21 protein-coding genes and 1 tRNA gene are annotated in these 22,503 nt (G+C 71.9%); 9 read left to right on the forward strand and 13 right to left on the reverse strand.

Annotation, left to right across the window (positions count from 1 at the left end; translation table 11 throughout):
• Positions 1-224 precede the first annotated feature (224 nt).
• Entirely contained in the window at positions 225-1,097 is an 873-nt protein-coding gene (locus ACWCV3_RS01375; protein ID WP_451216589.1) for a slipin family protein, read from the forward strand.
• Positions 1,098-1,211: 114 nt separating this feature from the next.
• Here ACWCV3_RS01375 and mgtA read toward each other — a convergent pair whose 3' ends face one another.
• Positions 1,212-3,872, reverse strand: coding sequence for a magnesium-translocating P-type ATPase (mgtA, locus tag ACWCV3_RS01380; protein ID WP_451216591.1), 2,661 nt, complete (start codon positions 3,870-3,872; stop codon positions 1,212-1,214).
• 370 nt (positions 3,873-4,242) lie between these two features.
• Between mgtA and ACWCV3_RS01385 the strand changes: the two genes are divergently transcribed.
• Entirely contained in the window at positions 4,243-4,371 is a 129-nt protein-coding gene (locus ACWCV3_RS01385) for a hypothetical protein (RefSeq protein WP_451216593.1), read from the forward strand.
• A gap of 665 nt (positions 4,372-5,036) precedes the next feature.
• Here the strand turns inward: ACWCV3_RS01385 and ACWCV3_RS01390 are convergent.
• Both ACWCV3_RS01390 and ACWCV3_RS01395 read right to left on the reverse strand, forming a co-directional pair.
• A tRNA-Arg gene (locus ACWCV3_RS01390) sits at positions 5,037-5,109 on the reverse strand.
• Between the two features lie 98 nt (positions 5,110-5,207).
• Positions 5,208-6,554 (reverse strand): M6 family metalloprotease domain-containing protein, encoded by a 1,347-nt coding sequence (locus ACWCV3_RS01395; protein WP_451216596.1) that lies wholly within the window; start codon positions 6,552-6,554, stop codon positions 5,208-5,210.
• A 342-nt stretch (positions 6,555-6,896) separates the two neighbouring features.
• Here ACWCV3_RS01395 and ACWCV3_RS01400 point away from each other — a divergent pair, with 342 nt between their 5' ends.
• Together ACWCV3_RS01400 and ACWCV3_RS01405 are read left to right on the forward strand one after the other, a co-directional pair.
• Positions 6,897-7,541 carry a TetR/AcrR family transcriptional regulator gene (locus tag ACWCV3_RS01400; protein ID WP_451216782.1) on the forward strand — a complete coding sequence of 215 codons (645 nt, stop codon included), beginning with the start codon at positions 6,897-6,899 and terminating at the stop codon, positions 7,539-7,541.
• Positions 7,542-7,791: 250 nt separating this feature from the next.
• Positions 7,792-9,330: an MFS transporter gene (locus tag ACWCV3_RS01405; protein ID WP_451216599.1), complete on the forward strand. Its 1,539-nt coding sequence runs from the start codon at positions 7,792-7,794 to the stop codon at positions 9,328-9,330.
• Between the two features lie 13 nt (positions 9,331-9,343).
• Here the strand turns inward: ACWCV3_RS01405 and ACWCV3_RS01410 are convergent, their stop codons facing one another.
• On the reverse strand, positions 9,344-9,853 hold the full coding sequence (locus ACWCV3_RS01410) for a MarR family winged helix-turn-helix transcriptional regulator (RefSeq protein WP_451216602.1): 510 nt from the start codon (positions 9,851-9,853) through the stop codon (positions 9,344-9,346).
• 112 nt (positions 9,854-9,965) lie between these two features.
• On the opposite strand from ACWCV3_RS01410, the gene ACWCV3_RS01415 reads away from it, so the two are divergent.
• Positions 9,966-10,754, forward strand: a complete 789-nt coding sequence (locus ACWCV3_RS01415) for a dioxygenase family protein (RefSeq protein WP_451216605.1) — start codon at positions 9,966-9,968, stop codon at positions 10,752-10,754.
• A gap of 15 nt (positions 10,755-10,769) precedes the next feature.
• Here the strand turns inward: ACWCV3_RS01415 and ACWCV3_RS01420 are convergent, their stop codons facing one another.
• The gene (locus ACWCV3_RS01420; RefSeq protein WP_451216608.1) at positions 10,770-11,297 is read right to left on the reverse strand and encodes an N-acetyltransferase family protein; all 528 of its coding nucleotides are present in this window, start codon (positions 11,295-11,297) and stop codon (positions 10,770-10,772) included.
• Positions 11,298-11,488: 191 nt separating this feature from the next.
• Between ACWCV3_RS01420 and ACWCV3_RS01425 the strand changes: the two genes are divergently transcribed.
• Together ACWCV3_RS01425 and ACWCV3_RS01430 are read left to right on the forward strand one after the other, a co-directional pair.
• Positions 11,489-12,517: a sigma-70 family RNA polymerase sigma factor gene (locus ACWCV3_RS01425; protein ID WP_451216611.1), complete on the forward strand. Its 1,029-nt coding sequence runs from the start codon at positions 11,489-11,491 to the stop codon at positions 12,515-12,517.
• Between the two features lie 501 nt (positions 12,518-13,018).
• The gene (locus ACWCV3_RS01430) at positions 13,019-13,627 is read left to right on the forward strand and encodes a TetR/AcrR family transcriptional regulator (RefSeq protein WP_451216785.1); all 609 of its coding nucleotides are present in this window, start codon (positions 13,019-13,021) and stop codon (positions 13,625-13,627) included.
• Here the strand turns inward: ACWCV3_RS01430 and ACWCV3_RS01435 are convergent.
• Entirely contained in the window at positions 13,618-14,586 is a 969-nt protein-coding gene (locus ACWCV3_RS01435) for a helix-turn-helix transcriptional regulator (protein WP_451216614.1), read from the reverse strand. The genes ACWCV3_RS01430 and ACWCV3_RS01435 overlap by 10 nt on opposite strands.
• 63 nt (positions 14,587-14,649) lie before the next feature.
• Here ACWCV3_RS01435 and ACWCV3_RS01440 point away from each other — a divergent pair, with 63 nt between their 5' ends.
• The gene (locus tag ACWCV3_RS01440) at positions 14,650-16,140 is read left to right on the forward strand and encodes an MFS transporter (RefSeq protein WP_451216617.1); all 1,491 of its coding nucleotides are present in this window, start codon (positions 14,650-14,652) and stop codon (positions 16,138-16,140) included.
• Positions 16,141-16,458: 318 nt separating this feature from the next.
• On the opposite strand, the gene ACWCV3_RS01445 is transcribed toward ACWCV3_RS01440, so the two are convergent.
• Both ACWCV3_RS01445 and ACWCV3_RS01450 read right to left on the reverse strand, forming a co-directional pair.
• Entirely contained in the window at positions 16,459-17,205 is a 747-nt protein-coding gene (locus ACWCV3_RS01445; RefSeq protein ID WP_451216619.1) for a DUF6227 family protein, read from the reverse strand.
• Positions 17,206-17,407: 202 nt separating this feature from the next.
• Complete coding sequence (locus tag ACWCV3_RS01450; protein WP_451216622.1) at positions 17,408-18,028, reverse strand: flavin reductase family protein; 621 nt, start codon at positions 18,026-18,028, stop codon at positions 17,408-17,410.
• Positions 18,029-18,101: 73 nt separating this feature from the next.
• Here ACWCV3_RS01450 and ACWCV3_RS01455 point away from each other — a divergent pair, with 73 nt between their 5' ends.
• Positions 18,102-18,278, forward strand: coding sequence for a hypothetical protein (locus ACWCV3_RS01455; RefSeq protein ID WP_086695572.1), 177 nt, complete (start codon positions 18,102-18,104; stop codon positions 18,276-18,278).
• A 19-nt stretch (positions 18,279-18,297) separates the two neighbouring features.
• Here the strand turns inward: ACWCV3_RS01455 and mscL are convergent, their stop codons facing one another.
• From mscL to ACWCV3_RS01480, 5 genes are all read right to left on the reverse strand, one after another.
• Positions 18,298-18,804: a large conductance mechanosensitive channel protein MscL gene (gene mscL / locus ACWCV3_RS01460; RefSeq protein WP_451216625.1), complete on the reverse strand. Its 507-nt coding sequence runs from the start codon at positions 18,802-18,804 to the stop codon at positions 18,298-18,300.
• Positions 18,805-18,945: 141 nt separating this feature from the next.
• The gene (locus tag ACWCV3_RS01465) at positions 18,946-19,557 is read right to left on the reverse strand and encodes an RcpC/CpaB family pilus assembly protein (protein ID WP_451216628.1); all 612 of its coding nucleotides are present in this window, start codon (positions 19,555-19,557) and stop codon (positions 18,946-18,948) included.
• Between the two features lie 174 nt (positions 19,558-19,731).
• Entirely contained in the window at positions 19,732-20,565 is an 834-nt protein-coding gene (locus ACWCV3_RS01470) for an S-methyl-5'-thioadenosine phosphorylase (protein WP_451216631.1), read from the reverse strand.
• A gap of 108 nt (positions 20,566-20,673) precedes the next feature.
• On the reverse strand, positions 20,674-20,997 hold the full coding sequence (locus tag ACWCV3_RS01475) for an FmdB family zinc ribbon protein (protein ID WP_451216634.1): 324 nt from the start codon (positions 20,995-20,997) through the stop codon (positions 20,674-20,676).
• Positions 20,998-21,064: 67 nt separating this feature from the next.
• Entirely contained in the window at positions 21,065-22,351 is a 1,287-nt protein-coding gene (locus ACWCV3_RS01480) for an MFS transporter (RefSeq protein WP_451216637.1), read from the reverse strand.
• Between the last annotated feature and the right edge of the window lie 152 nt (positions 22,352-22,503).

Here is a 22,503-nt window from a genome sequence, read left to right on the forward strand (position 1 = left end):
GTTCGGCCCATGCGGTGCGGTCCCCGGCGAGCGATGCTGGACACACGGCCGGTCCTCGCCAGGTTCTCGAGCCTCAGCTGCCGGTCCCGGTGAATCGCACCCCTCGCGACGGGCCACGAGCACATCACGGCATGCTGCTCGCCCTCCCCTGGCGTCACGTGCTCCGCCGGCCCATTGCCAGGACCCCGCGCGAACGCCCTGGCCCTCGTCCCGAGGAGCCCAGCATGCAACTCCTGATCGTTCTCATCGTCGTGGTCGGCCTCGTGGCCCTCGCGGCGCTCGCCATGGCCGTGAGGGTCGTCAAGCAGTACGAGAAGGGCGTGCTGTTCCGCTTCGGCCGACTCGTCGGAACACGCTCCCCCGGGCTCAGGTTCATCATCCCGTTCGTCGACACCCTGCACCGGGTGTCGCTGCGGGTCGTGACCATGCCGATCCAGTCCCAGGGCATCATCACCAAGGACAACGTCAGCGTCGACGTCTCCGCCGTGGCCTACTTCCGCGTGGTCGACGCGGTCAAGTCGGTCATCGCGATCGAGAACGTGAACTCCGCGATCGACCAGATCGCCCAGACCACCCTGCGCAAGGTCGTCGGTCAGCACACTCTGGACGAGACCCTGTCCGAGACCGACCGCATCAACCTGGACATCCGTCAGATCCTCGACATCACCACCGCGGAATGGGGCGTGGAGGTCACTCTGGTCGAGCTCAAGGACATCCAGCTGCCCGAGTCCATGAAGCGCGCGATGGCCAGGCAGGCCGAGGCCGAGCGGGAGAAGCGATCCAAGATCATAAACGCCGAGGGAGAGTCCCTGGCCGCAGCCGCCCTGGGCGACGCCTCCGACACGATGATGGCCCATCCTCTCGCCCTGCAACTGCGCAACCTGCAGAGTCTGGTCGAGATCGGTGTGGACAAGAACACCACCGTCGTCTTCCCGGCACCGCTGATGAGCACCATCGGCGAACTCGGCTCCTTCATCGCCCGCGAAGCGAACGCGGCCGGCGCGACGGCACCGCCGCCCTCCGCGCTCGTGCCGCCCCTGGACCTGGCCAGTTCTGCTCGCGTGCCGGCACCGAACAGGGGGACCGAAACCACGTGAGCCCTCCCGCGGGTGGCGAGCCCGCGACGGACCGGCAGTCGGGCGTGCCGTGAAGATCCACCGCGGGGTGATCCGGCGTCCCCGTGCGCCGCCCGCCACACGGCACGGTCCGCATCACGGCGGTCGGTCGGCCGTCGTGGGGCGGGGAGCGGCCGAGCTGAAGCGGCCGGCACGGCGGCGCAGGTGACGGTGGCCGGCGTAGCGCCGGGCAGCCGCAGGTGCCGCGACGGCGGCTCCGTAGAAGATCCGTTTGCCGATTTCGATGAGGGCCAGGTAGGCGAGGACCATGCCGATCAGCGTGGCGAAGAACGCTCCGGGAAGCGGCTGGAAGCCCAGGGCGTGGGCGAGCGGGGTGGCCGGCAGCACCGTGCCGATCGTGACGACGCCGAGCGCGGCGAGAGTCAGCGGCAGGCTGGGATGGCTGCGGAAGAACGGGATGCGCCGGGTGCGGATGGCGAAGATCACCAGAGTCTGGGTGGCCAGCGACTCGACGAACCAGCCGGAACGGAACTGGGCCGGCCCGGAGTGGAAGACCCACAGCATGACGCCGAAGGTGACGAAGTCGAACACCGAGCTGAGCGGCCCGAAGGAGACCATGAAGCGACGGATGAAGGCGATGTCCCAGTGGGAGGGCTTGCGAAGCTGGTCCTCGTCCACGTTGTCCGTCGGGATGGCCAGCTGACTGCTGTCGTAGAGAAGGTTGTTCAGCAGGATCTGCGACGGGAGCATCGGCAGGAAGGACAGGAACAGTGAGGCGCCCGCGGCGGAGGCCATGTTGCCGAAGTTGCTGGAAGTGCCCATCAGCACGTACTTGATGGTGTTGGCGAAGATCCGGCGGCCCTCGGCCACACCGTCCGCGAGGACGTCGAGATCCTTCTCCAGCAGGATGACGTCAGCCGCGTCCTTGGCGACGTCGGTGGCCGAGTCGACGGAGATGCCCACGTCGGCCGCGTGCAGAGCCAGTGCGTCGTTGACTCCGTCGCCCAGGAACGCCACGCCGCCGCGGCTGCGCCGCTGCGCTTGCACGATACGGGCCTTGGCCTCGGGACTCACGCGTGCGAAGACGGTGGTCCCGGTGATCGCTTCGGCCAGATGTGCGTCGTCCAGGGCATCGACCTCGCTGCCGGTCATCGCGCCCGCGTCGGTGAGGCCGAGGTCATGGCAGACCTTGGCGGCGACCGCGGCGTTGTCGCCGGTGACGACCTTCACCGCGATGCCCAGGTCGGCGAGTCTGCGCAGCGCCGTGGCGGCGCCCGGTTTCGGCGGGTCGAGGAACACCAGCAGCCCGATGAGGCTCAGCTCCCTCTCGTCCCCGGGCCGAACGGCCCGCGTTCCGGGGGCGACGGGCCGGGTGGCGACGGCGATCACGCGGTTTCCCGCCGCGAACTCGGCCGCCAGCGCGTCGCGGGCTCCGGGCGGGACGTCGACGCAGCGGTCGAGGACGGTTTCCGGAGCGCCTTTGGTGACCAGGTCCGACCGGCCGTCCCTGTCCCGCACGAGGACCGAGACCATGCGCCGTTCGTGATCGAAGGGCAGCACCGCGACCTGTGTGTACACGTCCACCGCGGCCCGCTCGCCCGCGGCGGCCGGAGAGCGCCACAGGGCCTGGTCCAACGGGTTCCCGCCGACGTCCCGCGCATCCCGCGCCGCGTTCTCGGTACCGAGCAGTCCCCACTTCACCACCGCCTCGGAACCGTGGCCACTCGCGGGAACGGCGCGCATGTACTCGATACGGCCCAGGGTGAGCGTGCCCGTCTTGTCGGTGAACAGGACATCGACATCGCCCAGGTCCTCGATGCAGACCAGCCGCTTGACCAGTACCTTGCGCCGGCTCATCCGGCGGGAACCGGCTGCCAGACTGGTCGAGACGACGGCAGGCAGCAGTTGCGGGGTGATACCGACCGCGATGGCCAGCGAGAACAGCAAGGCGTCGATAATCGGCTTGTGAAGCACCACGTTGATCACGAAGATCGAGCCGGTCAACGCGCCCGCCACGTAGACCAGCAGCAGGGAGAAGCGCCGCAGGCCGACCTGGAACTCCGTGTCGAGAGGGTGGGTGTCGAGCCCGGCGGCGATCTTGCCGAACTCGGCGTGTGCTCCGATGGCCACCACCACGCCGCGGGCAGCGCCTGTCCGAACGACCGTGCCCATGAGGGCGCACCCGGACAGTTCGGCCAGCGGGGTCCCGGCCGGGACCGCGGCAGTGGTCTTGTCCACCGGCAGTGACTCGCCGGTCAGGACCGACTCGTCGCACTCCAGACCGGCGGCCTCCAGCAGCCGCAGGTCGGCCGGGACGATGTCACCCAGGCGCAGTTCCACCACGTCACCGGGGACCAGTGCCGTGACATCCACCAGGGCAGCCCGGCCGTCGCGCAGCACCACGGTCTGATGGTGGATCTGGGAGTGCAGTGCCTCGGCGGCCTTCTCGGCGCGATACTCGTTGACGAAGCCCAGTCCCACGGACGCGCTCACGATCAGCCCGATGATCACCGCATCGCCTCGCTCGCCCACCAGGAAGGACGCCACAGCGGCCGCCACAAGCAGCCCGAGCAACGGCGAGCGGAGCTGATGCCACAGCACGGGGAGCACCCGGGCGCGGTGCGTGGCGACCGCATTGGGTCCGAACCGCGCATGCCGTCGCGCGGCCTCCTCGCTGCCGAGGCCCTCGCCGGCGACGACACCGAGCGCACGAAGCACTTCGTCCCCCGACGCGGCCGCCGCCGACACCACCCCGGCCGCGAGCACGGGCGGCTGCGCCGGAGCGGAGACGTTCACCCTGCCCAGCCTCGGCCGGCGGGTGGCCCGCTCCTCGGTGCGGGGTGCCGGCTGATCTCACGATCCCGGCACTGCTGGTCGGTCATGCGCATCGCCGTCCTGGGGCTGTCATGCCATCCCGGCCGGTGAGAACGCGGGCTCCACAGATCCGGCGGGCTCCAGGGTTCCAGGGTTCCAGCATCGCACGCTCATCGCGCTTCGACGCCCGCCACCTGCTGATTTCAGGAAGCTCCTTCCGCAGGAGCGAGAGCGGTTCGAAGCCACCGTCCGGAACAAGTTCGTACCGGATGTTGCGACCGGGCAGTTTCGGCCCGGCCTCCGGGTCAAGCCGGTCCAGGGAGTCAGGCTCCCCGACGGCGAGCGTCCCGTCATGGAAATGACCTGGGCGCCCGACGGGCGCGCCACCTGGCAATACGGAGATGAACTCCGCAAAGGTGAGCCGCACGTGATCTGGCGCCGGGTCGGTGGGCACGAGATCTTCGATCCCGGTCCCGCCTGAGGAACCGGGAGCGACCCACCTGATACACGTGGTGGGTCGCTCCCGCGCCGCCTCGCTGGAGTGTTCGTGTTGCCGAACCTCATGGCGGAGTCTTCGGCCGCGGTTGGCAGGCGGTTCGACGAGCGAGGAGACGTCTCCCGCCGGACCGGCGCTCTCGGCCGGCATCCGACCAGTGAGCCCGCGACAAGTGAGGAACCAGCGCCGGTCAGCGAACCCCCCGGTCGGCAGCCGTGCCTTCGTCGAGGGACCGTACGGGGACGTCCACCTCACTGCGCCGGAGCCGTCCCGGCAACCTGCTGATCGCCGGGGATGCGGGGGTCACGCCCGGACGGGCCACGCTGGAGGAGGAGGCGCGCGGCGACCTCGTCGTGCTGTACCGGGTACGCGGCGAGGCCGGTCCCGTGCCTCGTCGCGCTACGTGGCGGACGGCTGCACCTGGCCGGGCGATCTGTCCGCCCACACACCGCTCACGAACCTGGCCCCTGAAGAGGAGTCCGAGACCGGATGAAGCGTCTGCCGTCTGCCCCTCACGGCCGGTGTTCATCGGAAGAGATATCGGGCTCTGGCGCCCCGTCCGCTCACGCAAACGGCCCCGGACGCGGAGTCCGAGGCCGAACAGGGCGCCTCCCCGGGGAGAAACCCCAGGCCAGAGCCGTAATGCGCTGTGCCCCCGGCAGGATTCGAACCTGCGACACCCGCTTTAGGAGAGCGGTGCTCTATCCCCTGAGCTACGAAGGCGGGGTACGGCGGCCACCTGGGTGGCTGCCCATGACAGGGTAGCGGATCAGGATCGGGCTGGTGGGCGAGCGGGGCTGTGGCCTGCCAACGGATCCGGTTCAGGGATGACTTGGCCGTACCGGCCCCGCCGCGGCCGTCGTGCCGTTCGCCGCGTGCGTCCGTGTCACCCGTACCCGGTACTTCCCGTCCAGGTCCGCGCCGGCCACGTGGATGGTGATGCCCGACGAGGGGTCCTTGAAGGTCTCTCCGGGGGAGAAGGGGGCGTCGGAGAGTTCGGCGTGGACGTTGGGGCTCTGGGTGCAGCCGCCGCTGTCGCGGTGGGCGTCGTAGACGGTGATGGGGCCGCGGCCGGTGTCGACGGAGGCGTCGACCTTGTAGACGAGGATGCCGGGCTTGCAGACGGCCTCGTCGTTGCCGCTGCGCGTGCGGAGTTCCAGCACGTACGCGGTGCGGTCGTCCAGCGGGACCATGACCAGCTTCGCCCCGGACTTCTGCGAGAGGGGGGAAAGGGTGTAGTCCGTGCTCCCCGCGGCCGTCGCGCAGCTGACCTGGGACGCCGGGAGCCAGCCCAGCTTCCACTTGTGCCAGCCCAGCAGGTCGTTGTTGGCCCCCCAGTCCTCGCTCATGATGTCCCAGTGCCCGACCGCGCTGCCCCCCTCCTGGGTGTACAGGTCCGGCAGCCCGAAGGTGTGCCCGTTCTCGTGCGGCAGCACCCGGTACCCGGTGTCAGCGTACGCGCCCGAGCCGTCGTCCTGGCGGGAGTAGACGAACGAGGCGTTGGCGACCGGCGTGCCGTCGGCCACCGGGGCCTCGCCGTTGCCGGCGAAGGTGACGGAGAGGACCGTGTCCAGGGCGGAGGGGCCGGCGTTCGGGGTGACCAGCACGTTCAGCAGGTCGTACGAGCGGAAGTCCACGCCCGGGTCGGCGGCGGAGACGATGTCCCGCACCAGTTGCCGGTAGCCGGGGTCGAAGGGGGCGCCGCGCTCTATGCCGTAGTCCTTGAACGGCTTCGGCATCCGCAGCCAGGAGGTGATCGGGGTCTCGGCGCGGTAGTCGAGCCGGCCGTACGACGCCTTGGCGAACCATTCCTGCGTCTTCGGGAAGAACTCGTGGAAGCGGTCCATCGCCTTGCCCTCACCGGGGGTGTCCGGGAAGTCGACCATCAGGGTCAGGGCATGGACGGTGCCGGTGGAGCGGGAGTAGCTGGTGGAGGTGGGGAAGCCCTCGGTCATCTGGACCTCGGACGCTGCCTGGATCATGCAGGGGGCCAGGGCGGCGGTGCGTATCAGCCCGTTCGGCCCGGCGGCGGTACGCGCCGTGAGCTGCCCGGACCCGGCCGAGGTGCTGACCGCGAAGGTCAGCAGGGTCACCGAGGCGAGGGCGGCAGCGCGGCGCGGGCGTATCCGGCCCCGGCGTATGGAGCGGCGAGGCGACTGCGGCTGCATGCACGGACCTCCCGCTCCACGGCAGCCCCCGTGATCCGGCTGCGCCCTTGGGCTCACCCTGGGTCGCCGCGGCCGGAGTCGCGCGTTGGGAGAGACCGATCGTGGTATTTCGGCAGGAGTGCGGGTGAATCACCGGCGGCAGAGGGTGGATCGGCCGGCCGAGCGGGGATCGATGGCGCCTCTGGCCGGGGTGTGGTCCAGGTCACATCAGGTGCGGGAAATAACCGGGGAGGGTCTCCCCGTTTAGGCCTGTGTCCGCGCGAAGCGGGGAGCTTCTCCCCGGATCACCGGACGACGACAGTCCACTCGTCCCGTACAGATGGGGAGCCCGCCGTGTCCGCCGTGCGCACCGCACCCTCCGCCCGCAGGGCGTCGCCCCGGCCCCGTGCCGATGCGCTCCGCAACCGGGAGCGGGTCGTCACCGCCGCACGGGAGATGTTCGTCGAGCACGGCCCCCAGGTGCCGCTGGACGAGATCGCCCGCCGCGCGGGCGTCGGCAACGCCACCCTGTACCGCAACTTTCCCGACCGGGACGCCCTGGTCCGGGAGGTCCTGTGCTCCGTCATGGACCGCACGGCCGAGGCCGCCAAGTGCGCCCTGGCCGAGACCGGCGACGCCTTCGCCGCGCTGGAGCGCTTCGCGCACGCCGCCGCCGAGGAGCGGATCAGCGCGCTGTGCCCGATGTTCTCCAGCACCTTCGACCGCAACCACCCCGACCTGGAGGCGGCGCGGGAGCGGGTGGAGGCGCTGATCGCCGAGGTCATGGACCGCGCCAAGGCGGCCGGACAGCTCCGTACCGACGTCGGCGTGGGTGATCTGATGGTCGCCGCCGCCCAGCTCAGCCGGCCCCCGGCCGGTACCGCCTGCTTCGACGCCGACCGGTTCGTCCACCGCCACCTGCAACTCTTCCTCGACGGACTGCGGGCCCCGGCCCGCTCCGTCCTGCCCGGTAAGGCCGTGACCATGGAGGATCTCCGCCAGTCCTGACCCGACCGATCAGACCGCTCTGACCGATCAGACCGCTCTGACCGATCAGACCGACCTGACCGATCAGACCGACCTGACCGACAGACCCACGCTTCCGCCGGGCCCGCGCCCCGGAGTCACCTCTCGCCACCCGGCCGCCGACGACGGCGAGCCGGTGGGGCCCCGCACGCCCTGTGCGCGTACGAGACGCCGTACGACCGTGCCCCGCATGTCCGATCCGTCCGACCGACGTCCCGAACGGGGTACCCCCATGTCCGAAGCAGTCATCAAGCCGCCGCCGGCCACCGCGCCCGCCGGCGACGCCAACCGCTGGAAGGCGCTCGTCTTCATCGCGCTGGCCCAGCTCATGGTCGTCCTCGACGCCACCATCGTGAACATCGCGCTGCCCTCCGCCCAGCAGGACCTCGGCATATCCGACGGCAACCGGCAGTGGGTCGTCACAGCCTACGCCCTCGCCTTCGGCGGACTGCTGCTGTTCGGCGGCCGCATCGCGGACCTGTGGGGCCGCAAGCGCGCCTTCCTTCTCGGCCTCGCCGGTTTCGCCGCCGCCTCCGCGCTCGGCGGCGCAGCCACCACCGGCGTGATGATGTTCGGCGCCCGCGCCCTCCAGGGCGTCTTCGGCGCCCTGCTCGCCCCGGCCGCGCTGTCCCTGCTGGCCGTGATGTTCACCGACGCCAAGGAGCGCGCCAAGGCGTTCGGCATCTACGGCGCCATCGCGGGCGGCGGCGGTGCCGTCGGCCTGATCCTCGGCGGCTTCCTCACCGAGTACCTCGACTGGCGCTGGACCTTCTTCGTCAACGTGCCGTTCGCCGTCGTCGCCGCGGCCGGTGCCTGGTTCGTGATCCGGGAGCCCGAGGGCGGCCGCAACCGCTCCCCGCTCGACATCCCCGGCGTGGTCCTCTCCACGCTCGGCCTGGTCTCCCTGGTGTACGGCTTCACCCGTGCCGAGTCCGACGGCTGGAGCGACGCGGTCACCATCTCGATGTTCGTCGCCTCCGTGGTGCTGCTGCTGGCGTTCGTCCTGGTCGAGCAGCGGGTCAAGGCGCCGCTGCTGCCGCTGCGCGTCGTCGCCGACCGCAGCCGGGGCGGCATCTACCTCTCCCTGGGCCTCGCCATCATCGGCATGTTCGGCCTGTTCCTCTTCCTGACCTACTACCTCCAGGTCGTGAAGGGCTACTCCCCGGTCAAGACCGGCTTCGCGTTCCTGCCGATGGTGGCGGGCATGATCACCGGCTCCACCCAGATCGGCGCCCGCCTGATGATCCGGGTCCCGGCCCGGCTGCTGATGGGCCCCGGCTTCCTGCTGGCCGCGCTCGGCATGCTGCTGCTGACCCAGCTGGAGATCGGGTCCTCCTACGCGGCCCTGCTGCTGCCCGCCATGGTGCTGCTCGGCCTCGGCATGGGTACGGCGTTCATGCCGGCGATGTCGCTGGCGACCCAGGGCGTCGAGCCCCGGGACGCGGGCGTCGCCTCCGCCATGGTCAACACCTCGCAGCAGGTCGGCGGCGCGATCGGCACCGCGCTGCTGAACACCATCGCCGCGTCCGCGACCACCTCGTACGTCAAGGACCACATCGCGTCCGCGACGGCGGTGCCGCAGCAGCAGCTGGTCAAGCTGCAGGCCATGGTGCACGGGTACAGCACGGCCATCTGGTTCGCCGTCGGCATCCTGGCGGTCGCCTCGCTGATCGCGTTCACCATGATCGACGCCGGCAGGCCGGGCGCCGTCAGGGCGGCCTCCGGTGACGGCGCCGATGACGAGATCCCGGTGCCGGTGGTCGCCCACTGACCCCCGAGCGGTTTCAGCGGAGCCAGGGCAGGTCCGCACCCGCCTCGCTCGGCTGAAGGCCCTCGGCGACGATCTCCATGATCTCGCCGAGGGCCTTCTGCTGTGCGGGGCTCAGCCGCTCGAAGAGCGCCTGCCGGACGGCGGTGACGTGGCCCGGCGCGGTACGGCGCAGCACCTCGGCGCCCTCCTCGGTGAGCACCGCGAACTGGCCGCGCTTGTCCGAGGGGCAGTCCTCGCGGCGCACCCAGCCGCTCTTCTCCAGCCGGGCGATCGCGTGCGAGAGCCGGGAGCGGGTGATCTTGGACTTCCGGGCCAGCTCGGTCATCCGCAGCCTGCGGCGCGGGGCCTCGGCGAGGCCGACGAGCAGGCCGTAGTAGACGTGCGGCATGCCCGCGTCGCGCTGGAGCTGCCGGTCGAGGTGATCCTCCAGCAGCGTGGTCGCGTGGAGGTACGCCCGCCAGACGCGCTGCTCCTCGTCGGTGAGCCAGCGGTGTCCGGGTGCCGGGGTGGATGCCGAGTTCATGTCCCCCACTGTACGAACCGCCTTCTTGAAACTTGAACTAGTCGGGCGTAATCTGACCCGGTAATGCTTGAGAGTTAAAGCAAAGCCGCGCCCCGTCGCGGGAGGAGCCGTCATGCACCACACCGCCGAGCCGTCCGCTCCCGACCGCATGCCCGCCCTCTACCTCAGTCATGGCGCCCCGCCGCTCGCCGACGACCCCGTCTGGCCCGGACAGCTCGCCGCCTGGGCCGCCGGCCTGCCCTGCCCCAGGGCGATCCTGATGGTCTCCGCCCACTGGGAGGAGGCCCCCCTCGCCCTCGGCGCCACCCGTGCCGCCCCGCTGGTCTACGACTTCTGGGGCTTCCCCGAGCACTACTACCGCGTGCGGTACGACGCCCCCGGCGCCCCCGGACTGGCCGAATCCGTACGCAAGCTGCTGCGCGCCCCCGGCACTCCCGTGCAGGACATCCCCGACCGGGGCCTGGATCACGGCGCCTACGTGCCGCTCGTCGAGATGTTCCCCGAGGCGGACATCCCGGTCCTCCAGGTCTCCCTGCCCACCCTCGACCCCGCCCGGCTGATGGACCTCGGCCGCAGGCTCGCGCCGCTGCGTGACGAGGGTGTCCTGATCGTCGGCTCCGGCTTCTTCACCCACAACCTGGCCGCGCTCCGGCACGCCGGCGGTGTGCCGGGCTGGTCCGCCGAGTTCGACGACTGGGGCCGGGCCGCGCTGGACGCCGGGGACTGGGACGCGCTGCTGGACTTCGAGGCCAAGGCCCCGGCCGGGAAGCTCGCCCACCCGCGGACCGAACATTTCGCGCCACTCTTCGTCACGCTCGGCGCGGCCGGTGCGGACGCCCACCGGTCGGTGATCGACGGGTTCTGGATGGGGCTGGCCAAGCGGTCCGTGCAGTTCGGCTGAAACCGCGCCGTTGCCTCAGCCGGACCGCAGGTCCTTCTGGTACCAGGCCACGTCCCAGTAGCGGCCGAACTTGCGGCCCACCTCGCCGAAGGTGCCCAGGTGCCGGAAGCCGAACCGCTCGTGCAGCCGGGCCGACGCCTCGTTCGGCTGGGTGACGCCGGCGAAGGCCCGGTGCACGTCCTCCCCGTCCAGCGCGGCGAAGAGGGCGTCGTAGAGCAGGGTGCCCACGCCCCGGCCGGTCGCGTCCGGCGCCACGTAGACCGACGTCTCCACCGAGGGGGCGTAAGCGGCCTTGGGGCGGTGGGGGCCGGAGGTGGCGTAGCCGAGGACGCGAAGGGAATCGGCGTCCGTGGCAACCAGCAGGCGGTGCGGGCCGTCTTCCGGGTGGGAGAGCAGCCACGGGCGGCGCCCCGCAGGGGTGAACGGGGTCAGATCGAATGTGATGGCCGTCTCAGTCACATAGTGGTTGTACAGGGAGGTCAGAGCGTCGAGATCGGTCTCCCTTCCGGGTCTGACCTGCACTTCCGTACCGCTCGGCACCATGCGAACCCCCTTTGTGGCGCGACAGGGTACTGCATGATCAGAAAAATCGGGGGATCGGTGGGGAATTCTGTCCTGATTCCAGTCGTTGTTTCCCACGGATGCAGGGCACCCGAGGAGAGTCCCGAGGGAGGGTCCGGAGTGCCGAGCGTTCGCCAGGACCACCTGCCAGCCACCACCGCAAGGGAGCACGCATGGCAACCCGCGCCGTCGCCCGTCGTAAGTCCGCCAATGGGGGCACCTCCCAGGCTCCGGGCTCTGGGGGACAGACGGCAGACTCGGCAAGCAGCGTCCGCGTGCGCGGCGGCGAGATCGCCGACCGCGACCTGGTCGGCATGTACCTCGACGAGATCGCGCGTACGCCCCTGCTCGACGCCGCCAAGGAGGTCGAGCTGTCCCAGACGATCGAGGCGGGCGTGTTCGCGCGCCAGGTCCTCGACGGCCAGGAGGAGACCGCCGCCGAGGCGTCCCGCGAGGAGCTGGAGGCGCTGTTCGAGGCCGGCGAGCGGGCCAAGGACGTCTTCATCCGCTCCAACCTCCGCCTGGTCGTGGCCGTCGCACGGCGCTACCCGCGCAGCGGCCTGCCCCTGCTCGACCTGATCCAGGAGGGGAACGCGGGCCTGGTGCGCGCGGTCGAGAAGTTCGACTACCGCAAGGGCTTCAAGTTCTCCACCTACGCGACCTGGTGGATCCGCCAGGCCATCACCCGCTCCATCGCCGACCAGTCCCGCACCATCCGGCTCCCCGTCCACCTGGTGGAGGAGCTGGGCCGCATCCGCCGGGTGCAGCGCGAGTTCAACCGGGAGCACGGCCGGGACCCGGAGCCCGCGGAGATCGCCGCCGAGCTGGGCTCCACGCCGGAGCGCGTCACCGACGTGCTCGACTGGTCCCGTGACCCGGTCTCGCTGAACATGTCGGTGGACGACGAGGGCGAGACCCAGTTCGGCGACCTGCTGGAGGACACCTCCGCCGTCTCGCCCGAGCAGTCGGTGCTCAGCCTGCTGCGCCGTGAGGAACTGGACGACCTGATCGGCCGCCTGGACGAGCGCACCGCCTCGATCATCAAGATGCGGTACGGCATCGAGGACGGCCGCGAGCGGACCCTCACCGAGGTCGGCAAGGAGCACGGGCTGACCCGCGAGCGCATCCGGCAGATAGAGAAGCACGCTCTGCTGGAGCTGAAGAAGCTCGCCCACGACACGGGGTTCGACGCGGCGGCGTAGGACCCCGAGGGGGTGGGGGCACGCGCGGTGGCGGAATGCGGTGCCAACATGGCGCGGTCCCGTCGCTTCAACGCCTCCGGGCGCGGGAACAACCCTTGCGGGCACCGGAGTCCAGGCTCCGGGGGCCGCACTCCCACCGAATACCGCGCGGCGTCCCCACCGCCACGCGGGCCCGCCCTCCGGGGCGGGCCCACGGACCAGTTCCGACGTCATTCCCCCCCGGCGTCGGGACTTCCGGCCGGGCTCCGGCGCCATCCCCCCGGCGCCGGGGCCCGGCCATTTCCGCCTGGACGGGTGCGCGCCGCGGGCATGGAGAAGCGGGCCACCCCGCACCTGAACCACGGGGTGACCCGCCGAATGGCAGATTCTGCCACAGGGGCATAGCCTGCCGAGGTGAGCACCCCCCGTACCACCGGCAACACCGGCACCACCGCCCGAAGGCGCTCGTACCCTGCCTCTCCCGCGGCCTCCCTGACCGAGCGCCGCAAGGCCGAGACCCGGATGGAGATCGCCCGCGCCGCCGCGACCCTCTTCGTCCGGCAGGGCCTGCGGGCCACCCGCGCCGAGGACATCGCCCACGCGGCGGGCATCGCACCGCGTACCTTCTACCGCTACTTCGCCTCCAAGGAGGAGGCCGTGGCCCCGCTGTACGCGGCCGGCGCCCAGCTCTGGACGGAGGCCGTCCGTGCGGCCCCGGCCCACCTCACCCTTCCCGGGGCGCTCCGGCACGCCGTCGACCGCACCCTCGCACCCGGCGTCGGCGTCTCCACGTCCGCCTGGGAGTGGGCCCGCACCCTGATCCGTATGGCGCACACCAGCCCGGCCCTGGGCAAGGTCTGGGCCGAGGTCTGCCAGGCGTCGGAGACGGAACTCGCGGAGGCCCTGGCCGCACGGCTGGCGCCCGCCGGGGACCATGCCGACAACGTTGCCGAGGCGGCCACTCCGCACCTCCGCTTCGCGGCCGCCGTCGCGGGCGCCGCCGTACGGGTCGCCGTGGAGACCTGGGCCCTCACCGAGGCCGCGCCCACCGGCCCGGCGGGCCCCGCGGCCCTGGCCGCCGGCAACCTGGTGGCCCTGGGCGACTTCGCCTGGGAAGCGCCTCAGGGCTGACGGGCCGCGCGGAGCAGCCGCGACCCCAACTCCCGCACCGCACCGGCCAGTACGTCCGGACCGCGCACCGTGAACTCGTGCCCGGTCATCGCCAGCCGGACCGCCAGCCACTCCACCGGGTCGCCGGCGCTGCCGTGCAGGACGCAGTGGTCCGGGCCGTCCGGCTCGGGGGCGCCGAACCAGTGGGGGAGACAGGCGGCGACCCGGTCGGCGGGGGCCGCGAAGCGGACGGTGAACTCCCAGGTCTCGTTGCGCCGCTGGATCGAGCGGCGCAGGTACTCCGCCGCGTCGCCGGAGGGCGGTTCGCGCGGGGTGAAGCGGGCGCCGGTGGCGAACGGGTCAGCCACCCGGTCCACCCGGAAGGTGCGCCAGTCCTCGCGGTCGAGGTCGTAGGCGACGAGGTACCAGCGCCGCCCGGTGGACACCAGCCGGTGCGGCTCGGTCAGCCGGCGCGACTCGCTGCCGTCCCCGGCGCGGTAGGCGAAGCGGAGCCGCTCGTGGCCGGCGATCGTGGACGCCATCACGGTCAGCGTCTCCGGCGCGATGGTCGGGCCGTCACCGCTGGTCAGCGGGGTGGTCGCGGCCTGGAGGGTGGCCACCTGGCGGCGCAGCCGAGCCGGGAGCACCTGCTCCAGCTTGGCCAGCGCCCGCACCGACGCCTCGTCCACCCCCTCCACCGCGTGCCCGGCCCCCGCGCGCAGCCCGACCGCGATGGCGACGGCCTCCTCGTCGTCCAGCACCAGAGGCGGCATCGCCTTGCCCGCGACCAGCCGGTACCCGCCCTCCGCGCCCTTCGTGGCCTGCACCGGATAACCCAGCTCACGCAGCCGGTCGATGTCGCGCCGGACCGTACGGCGGGACACCCCCAGCCGGCCGGCCAGCTCGCCTCCCGGCCATTCACGCGGGGTCTGGAGGAGGGACAGGAGCGTCAGCAGCCGAGCCGGGGTGTCCGTCGTCATGCGTCCGAGCATGCCCCACATCTAGGACACTCTCTGTCCTACTGGGTCACTAGCGTGGAGCACATGACCTCAACGGAACAGACCCCCGGCGCGGACCGGCGCCGCTGGATCGCGCTCGCCATCGTGATGACCGCGGCCTTCATGGACCTCGTCGACGTGACGATCGTGAACATCGCCATCCCTTCCATCCAGCGGGACGAGGGCGCCTCGTTCAGCCAGATCCAGTGGATCACCGCGGGATACGCGCTGGCGTTCGCCGCCGGTCTGATCACCGGCGGGCGGCTCGGCGACATCCACGGCCGCAGGCGGCTGTTCCTGCTCGGCGTCGGCGGCTTCACCCTCGCCTCGGCGCTGTGCGGCTTCGCGGTCGACCCGGCGATGCTGGTCGCGGCCCGCGTCCTCCAGGGCGGCATGGCCGCGATGATGGTCCCCCAGGTGCTCTCCATCGTGCACGCCACGTTCCCCGCCCACGAGCGCGGCAAGGTGTTCGGCCTGTTCGGCGGGGTCGTCGGCCTCGGCGCGGTCTCCGGACCGCTGCTCGGCGCCCTGCTGACGGAGTGGAACCTGTTCGGCCTGGAGTGGCGGCCCATCTTCCTGATCAACCTGCCCGTCGGCGTCGCCGCCGTGCTGCTCGGCCGCCGCTACATCACGGAGTCCCGCGCACCCCGCGCCCTGAGGCTCGACCTCGTCGGTGTCGCCCTGGTCATCCTGGGCCTGCTGATGCTGCTCTACCCGCTCACCCGGGGCCGCGAGCTGGGCTGGCCGCTCTGGGGCCACCTGCTGATGGCGGGCTCGGTGCCCGTCTTCGGCGCACTGGTCTGGTACGAGCGGCGCAAGGCGGCCCGCGACGGATCCCCGCTGGTCGAGCTGTCCCTGTTCCGGGTGCGCAGCTTCGCCGCCGGGATCGCGGTGCAGACCGTGTTCGGGGTCGCGCTCGGCGTGTTCTTCCTGGTCTGGACGCTGTACATGCAGATCGGCCTCGGCTGGAGCGTGCTGCGCGCCGGGCTGACCGGGGTGCCGTTCTCGCTCGCGGTCTCGACGGCCGCCGCGCTGTCCGTGCAGTTCCTCGTGCCGCGCTTCGGCCGCAAGGTGCTCCAGGCCGGCGCCCTGACGATGGGGCTCGGCGTGCTCCTCTACATCTGGGAGTCCGACCGGTACGGCCTCGCCATCGCCTCCTGGCAGATGGCGCTCCCGCTGGTCGTGATGGGCGCCGGCATGGGCCTGATCGTGGCCCCGCTGACCGACGCGGTGCTCTCCGAGGTGCCGCGCGAGCACGCCGGGTCGGCCTCCGGGCTGATCAACACCGTGCAGCAGATGGGCAACGCGCTCGGGCTCGGCCTGGTGTCCGTCGTCTTCTTCGGCCAGGTGGCCGACCGGCTCACCCCGGCGCAGGTCGGTCCGGCCTTCGTGCACGCCTTCCAGCACGCGCTGTGGTGGGTGGCCGGGGTCCTGGGAGTGATCTTCCTGCTGATGGCCGCGCTGCCCAAGCGGCCCGCCCAGCATGTGGAGGGCGGGGGCGAGCCGGTGGAGCAGCGGGACCTGGTGACGGTCTGAACGTGTCCCGGTCCCTGGGGGGAAGTCCCGTTCACGTCCCGCACCGCGGGGTCTTCGTGGTCCCGCTGATCGGCGACCCGTTCCTCTGCCTCCTCGCCATCGCCGCCGGCCTCTGCGTCGGCACCGCCCCGGTGGTCGTCCTCAAGGGCGTGCGCAAGCCCGCCGAGGGCGGCGCGGGCGCCGCTTCTGCCACGAGCGCGGCGGCGGGGGGAGACGGGGAGCGAGCAGCCGGTGGCCGCCTGAGCATCCTCCGGTCCCGTCGCCACGGTCGCCTCCCCCCGGCCAGACCGCCATGGGGGAACCGTGCGTGAGGGGCCGTCAGCCGTGCCGGGCCGCGCGGTGCTCCATGGCCTCGCGGGCCGCCTCGGAGGTGGCGTACACCTCGCACATGTGCCGGCCGTCGGGGGTCGCGGTGTGCTCGACCTCCCACAGGGAGATCTCCCGGCCGTCCCGCAGCAGGAACGCGTGCTCGTACAGCGCGAAGCTCACCCCGGCCCGCGCCGTCCGGCCGGGGCGCCCGAACGCCTGCGTGATCTCGTGCGCCTCCGCCGTGGCGAGCAGCGCCGCCAGCTCCTTGCCGGGGCGGTCCGGGTTCTCCGCCCGGCGCAGCAACCTGCGGGCGTGGTCCGGGGAGTTGTCCGCCACGTACGCGTGCCGGGGCTCGGGCACGGCACCCAGCTCGGTCAGCACCGGCAGCTCGAAGTCCGAGGTGTCGTACGGCAGCGCCAGCCGGACCGTGGCCGTGTGCAGCTCCTCCTCGTCCAGGTACACCTCGTGCTCGGCCTCCGCGCCCGGCGCGGTGTTGTGCGCCAGTTCCCAGAGGGTCACCGCCGAGCCGTCCGCGAGCAGCCAGGTGTGCCGGTACGTCTCGCGGTGCAGGCCCGCGCTGTGGTGCGCGGAGTGCAGCGAACTGTCGTGCGCCAGAGCGCAGTCCAGATCTCTTATCACCTCGTCGGGCAGTTCGAACGAGTTCAGGGCGCGGCCGAGGAGTCGCGCGAGGTGCTCCTCCGGAGACTCGGGCGACTGGGCGGACTCGTACTCCGCCGTCTCGTACGGAACGCTCAAGGTGTCTCCCGGCGTCGCTGCATGTCACCTGGTGGGTGCATACCGTAGCCCCTCGGTCGGACATCGTGTCCGGGAAACGAGAAACGTACTGGGGTAAACGCCGGGCGAGGCTGAAGAGTTCCCGATCGGCGGCCGAAATGCCGTGCGCCCAAGGGCTTTTCCGTCCCCTGGGGGCGGTTTGCCCCCGTCGCCGTCCCCTCCCTCAGCCGACGCCGGCCTCGCGCGGTGTCTCGGTGCGGTAGGAGCTGCCCAGCTCCGGGCCCAGGCCGAAGTAGTGGCGGAAGTTGTAGATCAGGGGGCTCCAGGCGGCGGGGTCTATGTGGTGGGTGCCGGGGACCAGCAGTTCGGGGGCGGCGTGGACTTTCAGGACCCTTGTCTCGACGATGACGCAGTCGCCTGACAGGTCGGGGCGGATGCGTTCGGCGCGGGCCTCCAGGTGGAGGGGGCAGTCGGCCGCACGAGGGGGGCGGACGGTGTGGGAGGGCTCCTCGCGCAGGCCCGCCGCGGCGAACTTCGCCGGTTCGAAGCGGTAGCCGGCCGCCTTCGCCGCGGGGACCGGGTCGCGGCCGGTCAGAGGGGCGAGGCGCTCCACCGCGGGCCACTGGTGCGGGGCGGGGAGATTGATGACCAGGTCGGGGCGGGCGAGGAGGTTGCGGGCGGTCTGGCCCTCGCGGCCAAGGCCGAGGACGACCGTCCGGCCCAGCGCCCACGCCGAGGACATGGGGGCGAGGTTGAAGGTGCCGTCCTCGTTCTCCGTGGACAGCAGCACCACCGGGGTGCCGAAGTAGAGGATGCTCGGCTCGATCGCCGTGTGGCTGCTCATGGAGGAGAGCCTAGGGACGGGTCCGTTCGGCCGGCGCCGAAGTGTGCCGGGCGGCGGACCGTATTCTGGAGGCATGAGTGACGCCCCCGCACCCGAGCCGCGCGACCCCAAGGCCGCGCTCGTCTTCGACGACCCGCTGAACCAGCAGTCCTCGGACGACACCGACCGGGGGTGGGGCGAGCGCCCGGCCGGCGACAGCGCCGCGGACCTCAGGCGCTTCCTCGACGAGAAGCCGCCCCACCACCTCTGAACGGCCCGAAGGGCTCCCGCTAGCGCACGTCCGGCCCGGCCGGGCGCTGCTGCTTGACCACGCCGTCCACGGTGCCCGTGCGCTGGGCGATCAGCAGGTCGCGGATGTCCTGGAGGACCTCCAGCTCGGTCACCGGGATCGGCTCCGGCTCCGTCCGGCCCGTGCGGGCCTGCTTGCGGGCCTCCTGCCGGGCCAGGTACTTCGACATCGGCATCACCATCAGGAAGTACACGACCGCGGCGGTGATCACGAAGTTCAGTGCGGCACCGGCCACCGAGCCCCAGAGGATCTGTACGCCGTCCCCGCCCGGCTTGCAGGGGTCCTTCAGGCACGAGCTGTAGTGATCCAGGTTCTTCGTGCCGATCGCCCCGACCAGCGGGTTGATGATGCCCTTCACCACCGAGTTCACGATGTTGGTGAAGGCGGCACCGATGACCACCGCGACCGCCAGATCGATGACGTTGCCGCGCATCAGGAAGGCTTTGAAGCCGTCCAGGATGCTTGCCGCTTCCTTCTTCGCGTTCACCTCGGTGAGTCTCCTCGTCGTGTACACGGGCTGGGGAACAGAGCGTTCCGCAACCTACGGCAAGGTACGGCCACCCTGTCCAATCCCGTCGCCCGATCGAACGTCCCGACGGCGGGCTCGCGGAAAGGTCCCCGACACGGCTCACCACAGCGTCACCGCCAGCCTGGCCATGGGATTCGCCCCCACCAGCCGGGCCGCGGCGGCACGCGGTACCGCCAGGACGACCAGCGCCCCCTCCGTGACGCTTCCCTCACCCGCGCCCACCGCCGGCCCGCCGCCCGGAGCCCGCTCCAGCGGCTCCGGCAGCCGGACCACCCGGGCCCCGCGCGCCAGCACCCGCGCCGGCCCGCCCCCCGACGCCGGCCGTTCCTCCGCCGCGACCACGTCCACCCGGTCACCGGGACGCAGCAGCCGCACCGTGGCCGCGTCGGCGATACGTACCGGCGCCCGGACCAGCTCGTCCGGCCCGCGCCCCCGTACCGGACCGGCCGCCGGATGCCCCCGGGGCCGATCGGTGGACGGAGCGCCGCCACCAGGGGAACGGGGCCCGGCCGCGACCAGCGCAGCCGCCGTCACGGCCAGCCCCGCGGCGACCGCCCGGCCCCGGTACCGCGCCAGCCGTCCCCCGGGCCCGCCGCCCCGCACCCGCAGGGGTGGGAAGAGGGGGACCCCCTGGGTCTCCGGCGCGTCCGTCCCCAGTGGGCGCGGCACCCGGAAAGCGGGAGCGGGGACGGTGTTCGGGTGCACGGACATCGGGATCACCACCTGGGACGAGGGAACGCTCTGCGGTCCCCACGATGACCCGCCCCGCGGAACTCCGCCGGAGCCCGTGGACCGCCCACCGGTTGTGGAGAACTCCGTCACCCGAACGGGAGATCCGCCCGCGCCGCGTCCGCAGCGTCCGCCGCACCGTCCGCACCCGTCACCTCACGGCAGCGGGATCCCCGGGTCCATCCCCCCGAGCGCCCCCGCACACAGGCAGTCGCGCTCCGCGGTGGCGGGCAATCCCGCCACCGCGTCGAACAGCACCCCCCGCAACCGGTCGACATTCGCGGCGAACACCCGCAGCACCTCGTCGTGGGACACGCCCTCGCCGGTCTCCGCGCCGGCGTCCAGGTCGGTGACCAGGGTCAGCGAGGTGTAGCAGAGCTCCAGCTCACGGGCGAGGGCCGCCTCCGGGTGCCCGGTCATCCCCACTACCGACCACCCCTGCGCCTGGTGCCACAGCGACTCGGCGCGGGTGGAGAAGCGCGGCCCCTCCACCACGACCAGCGTGCCGCCGTCCACCGGCGTCCAGTCCCGTCCCCGGGCAGCCTTCAGCGCGACGCTCCGCCCGGTCGGGCAGTACGGGTCGGCCAGCGACACGTGGACCACGTCGGGCACCGTGCCGTCCGGCAGCGGGAGCCCGTCGAAGAAGGTCTGTGCGCGCGCCTTGGTGCGGTCGACCATCTGGTCCGGCACCAGCAGCGTGCCCGGTCCGTACTCCGGCCGCAGCCCGCCCACCGCGCACGGCCCGAGGACCTGCCGGACGCCCAGCGAACGCAGCGCCCACAGGTTGGCCCGGTAGTTGATGCGGTGCGGGGGAAGGTGGTGCCCGCGGCCGTGCCGGGGCAGGAAGGCCACCCGGCGGCCCGCCACCTCGCCGATGAAGACGGAGTCGGAGGGCGCCCCGTAGGGGGTGTCCACCTGGACCTCGGTCACGTCGTCCAGGAACGAGTAGAAGCCCGAGCCGCCGATTACGCCGATCTCTGCGTTCGCCATGCCCAGAACCCTAACGGGCCCCCGAAAGGAGCCACCAGGATCAGCCGTGCGCACGCACGCCGAGGACCCCGCCGCCGGACGACGGCAGGGTCCCGGAAGGCACGGGTCTCAGGCGGCGGAGCCGGCCGAGGACGACGTCGAGGAGGACGACGACGAAGACGACGTGGAAGAAGTCGACGACGACGAGGAAGACGAGGTCTTCGAGTCCGAGGACGATGAAGACGGCTTCGCGGCCGGGCTGCTGCTCGACGACGCACCGCGCGAGTCGTTGCGGTAGAAGCCGGAGCCCTTGAAGACAATGCCGACGGCGGAGAACACCTTCTTCAAGGGGCCACCGCAGTTCGGGCACTCGGTCAGGGCGTCGTCGGTGAACTTCTGCACCGCCTCGAGACCCTCGCCGCAGTCCTTGCACTGGTACTGGTAGGTCGGCACTGTCTTCCTCCTGGCACTCTCACTCAATGAGTGCTAACGATGCTCCATAGTGACGCATTCCCGTGGATCAGTCCACCGTGACCGGCTCGCGGTGACCGACGCCACGCGCCACAGTACGGTTACGGGCCCGCGCCACCAGCAGGGAACGCAGGGCGAGAACCGTCGCCAGCGCCGGTACGGTCCCGGCCATCGGGACCAGGAACCCGGCGCCGTCCCACAGCCGGTCCTCCCATTGTCCCGCCACCGTGACGGCGGCCGCCTGGCCCAGCGCGACCGCGCCCGTCAGCCAGGTGAACGCCTCCGTCCGGGCGCCCGCCGGCACCAGGTCCTCGACCAGGGTGTACCCGGTGATCAGAGCGGGCGCGATGCACATGCCGACCAGCAGGCCGAGACCGGCCAGCAGCGGCACCGAGTGCACCGTCCACAGCGCGGACGTGGCCAGCGCGAGCGCCGCGTACCCGACCGTCAGCCGGCGCCGGGGCGACGACTTCCAGGCGACCGCGCCGCAGACCACCCCGGAGAGCATGTTCCCGGCGGCGAAGACGCCGTAGAGGACGCCGTTCAGACCGGGCTCCCCGATGGACTCGGTGAACGCGGCGAGCGAGACCTGCATCCCGCCGAAGACGGCGCCGATACCGAGGAACGTCACGACGAGCACCCGTACGCCGGGCACCCGGAGGGCGGACACGCGTGCGTGCGCGGCGTCCTCCGTCTCCTCCCCGCGCGGCGGCACCGGCGGCTGCGTCCCGCGCTGGGCGGCGAACAGCAGGCCGCCGATCAGGGTCAGCGCGGCCTCCGTGACCAGTCCGGCCGACGGCGTGACGGCGGTGCACAGGGCGGTCGCCAGCAGCGGACCGACGACGAAGGTGAGCTCGTCGGTGACCGACTCGAAGGCCGCCGCCGTGCTCATCAGCGGCGATCCCTTCAGCCGCGCGCCCCAGCGGGCCCGCACCATCGGGCCGACCTGCGGGACCGAGGCGCCGGTCGGCACCGCCGCCGCGAACAGCGCCCACAGGGGGGCGTGACCCAGCGCGAGCGCCGTCAGTGTGAGCCCGGCCGCCGCGTGCAGGACGACACCGGGCATCAGTACCGCCCGCTGGCCGTACCGGTCCGCGAGCCGTCCGCTGTACGGCGCGAACAGCGCCATGGAGACGCCGGTGACGGCGGCCGCGGCACCGGCGGCGCCGTACGAGCCGGTGGTGTGCCGCACCAGCAGCACGATGGAGATGGTGAGCATGGCGAACGGCTGGCGTGCCGCGAAGCCGGGGACCAGGAAGGTCCACGCGCCCTTCGTGCGCAGCAGTTGCCCGTATCCCGGACGTGCCGACCGCTCGGTGGTGACCGTGGATGCCACGGCCCGTGCCTCTCTTCCGCCTGGTAGCGCGCCCGTGCGGGGGGCACCGAGAGCCGTCCTCTTGCGCGCGGAACTGCGGTAGATACCGGTGGAACTGCTCGGGTCCGGCCGCCATACGGTCGCGCCAGCTCTGCGTCAGACGAATCGGACAG

The sequence above is a fragment of the Streptomyces sp. NPDC001781 genome (genome assembly GCF_053596035.1).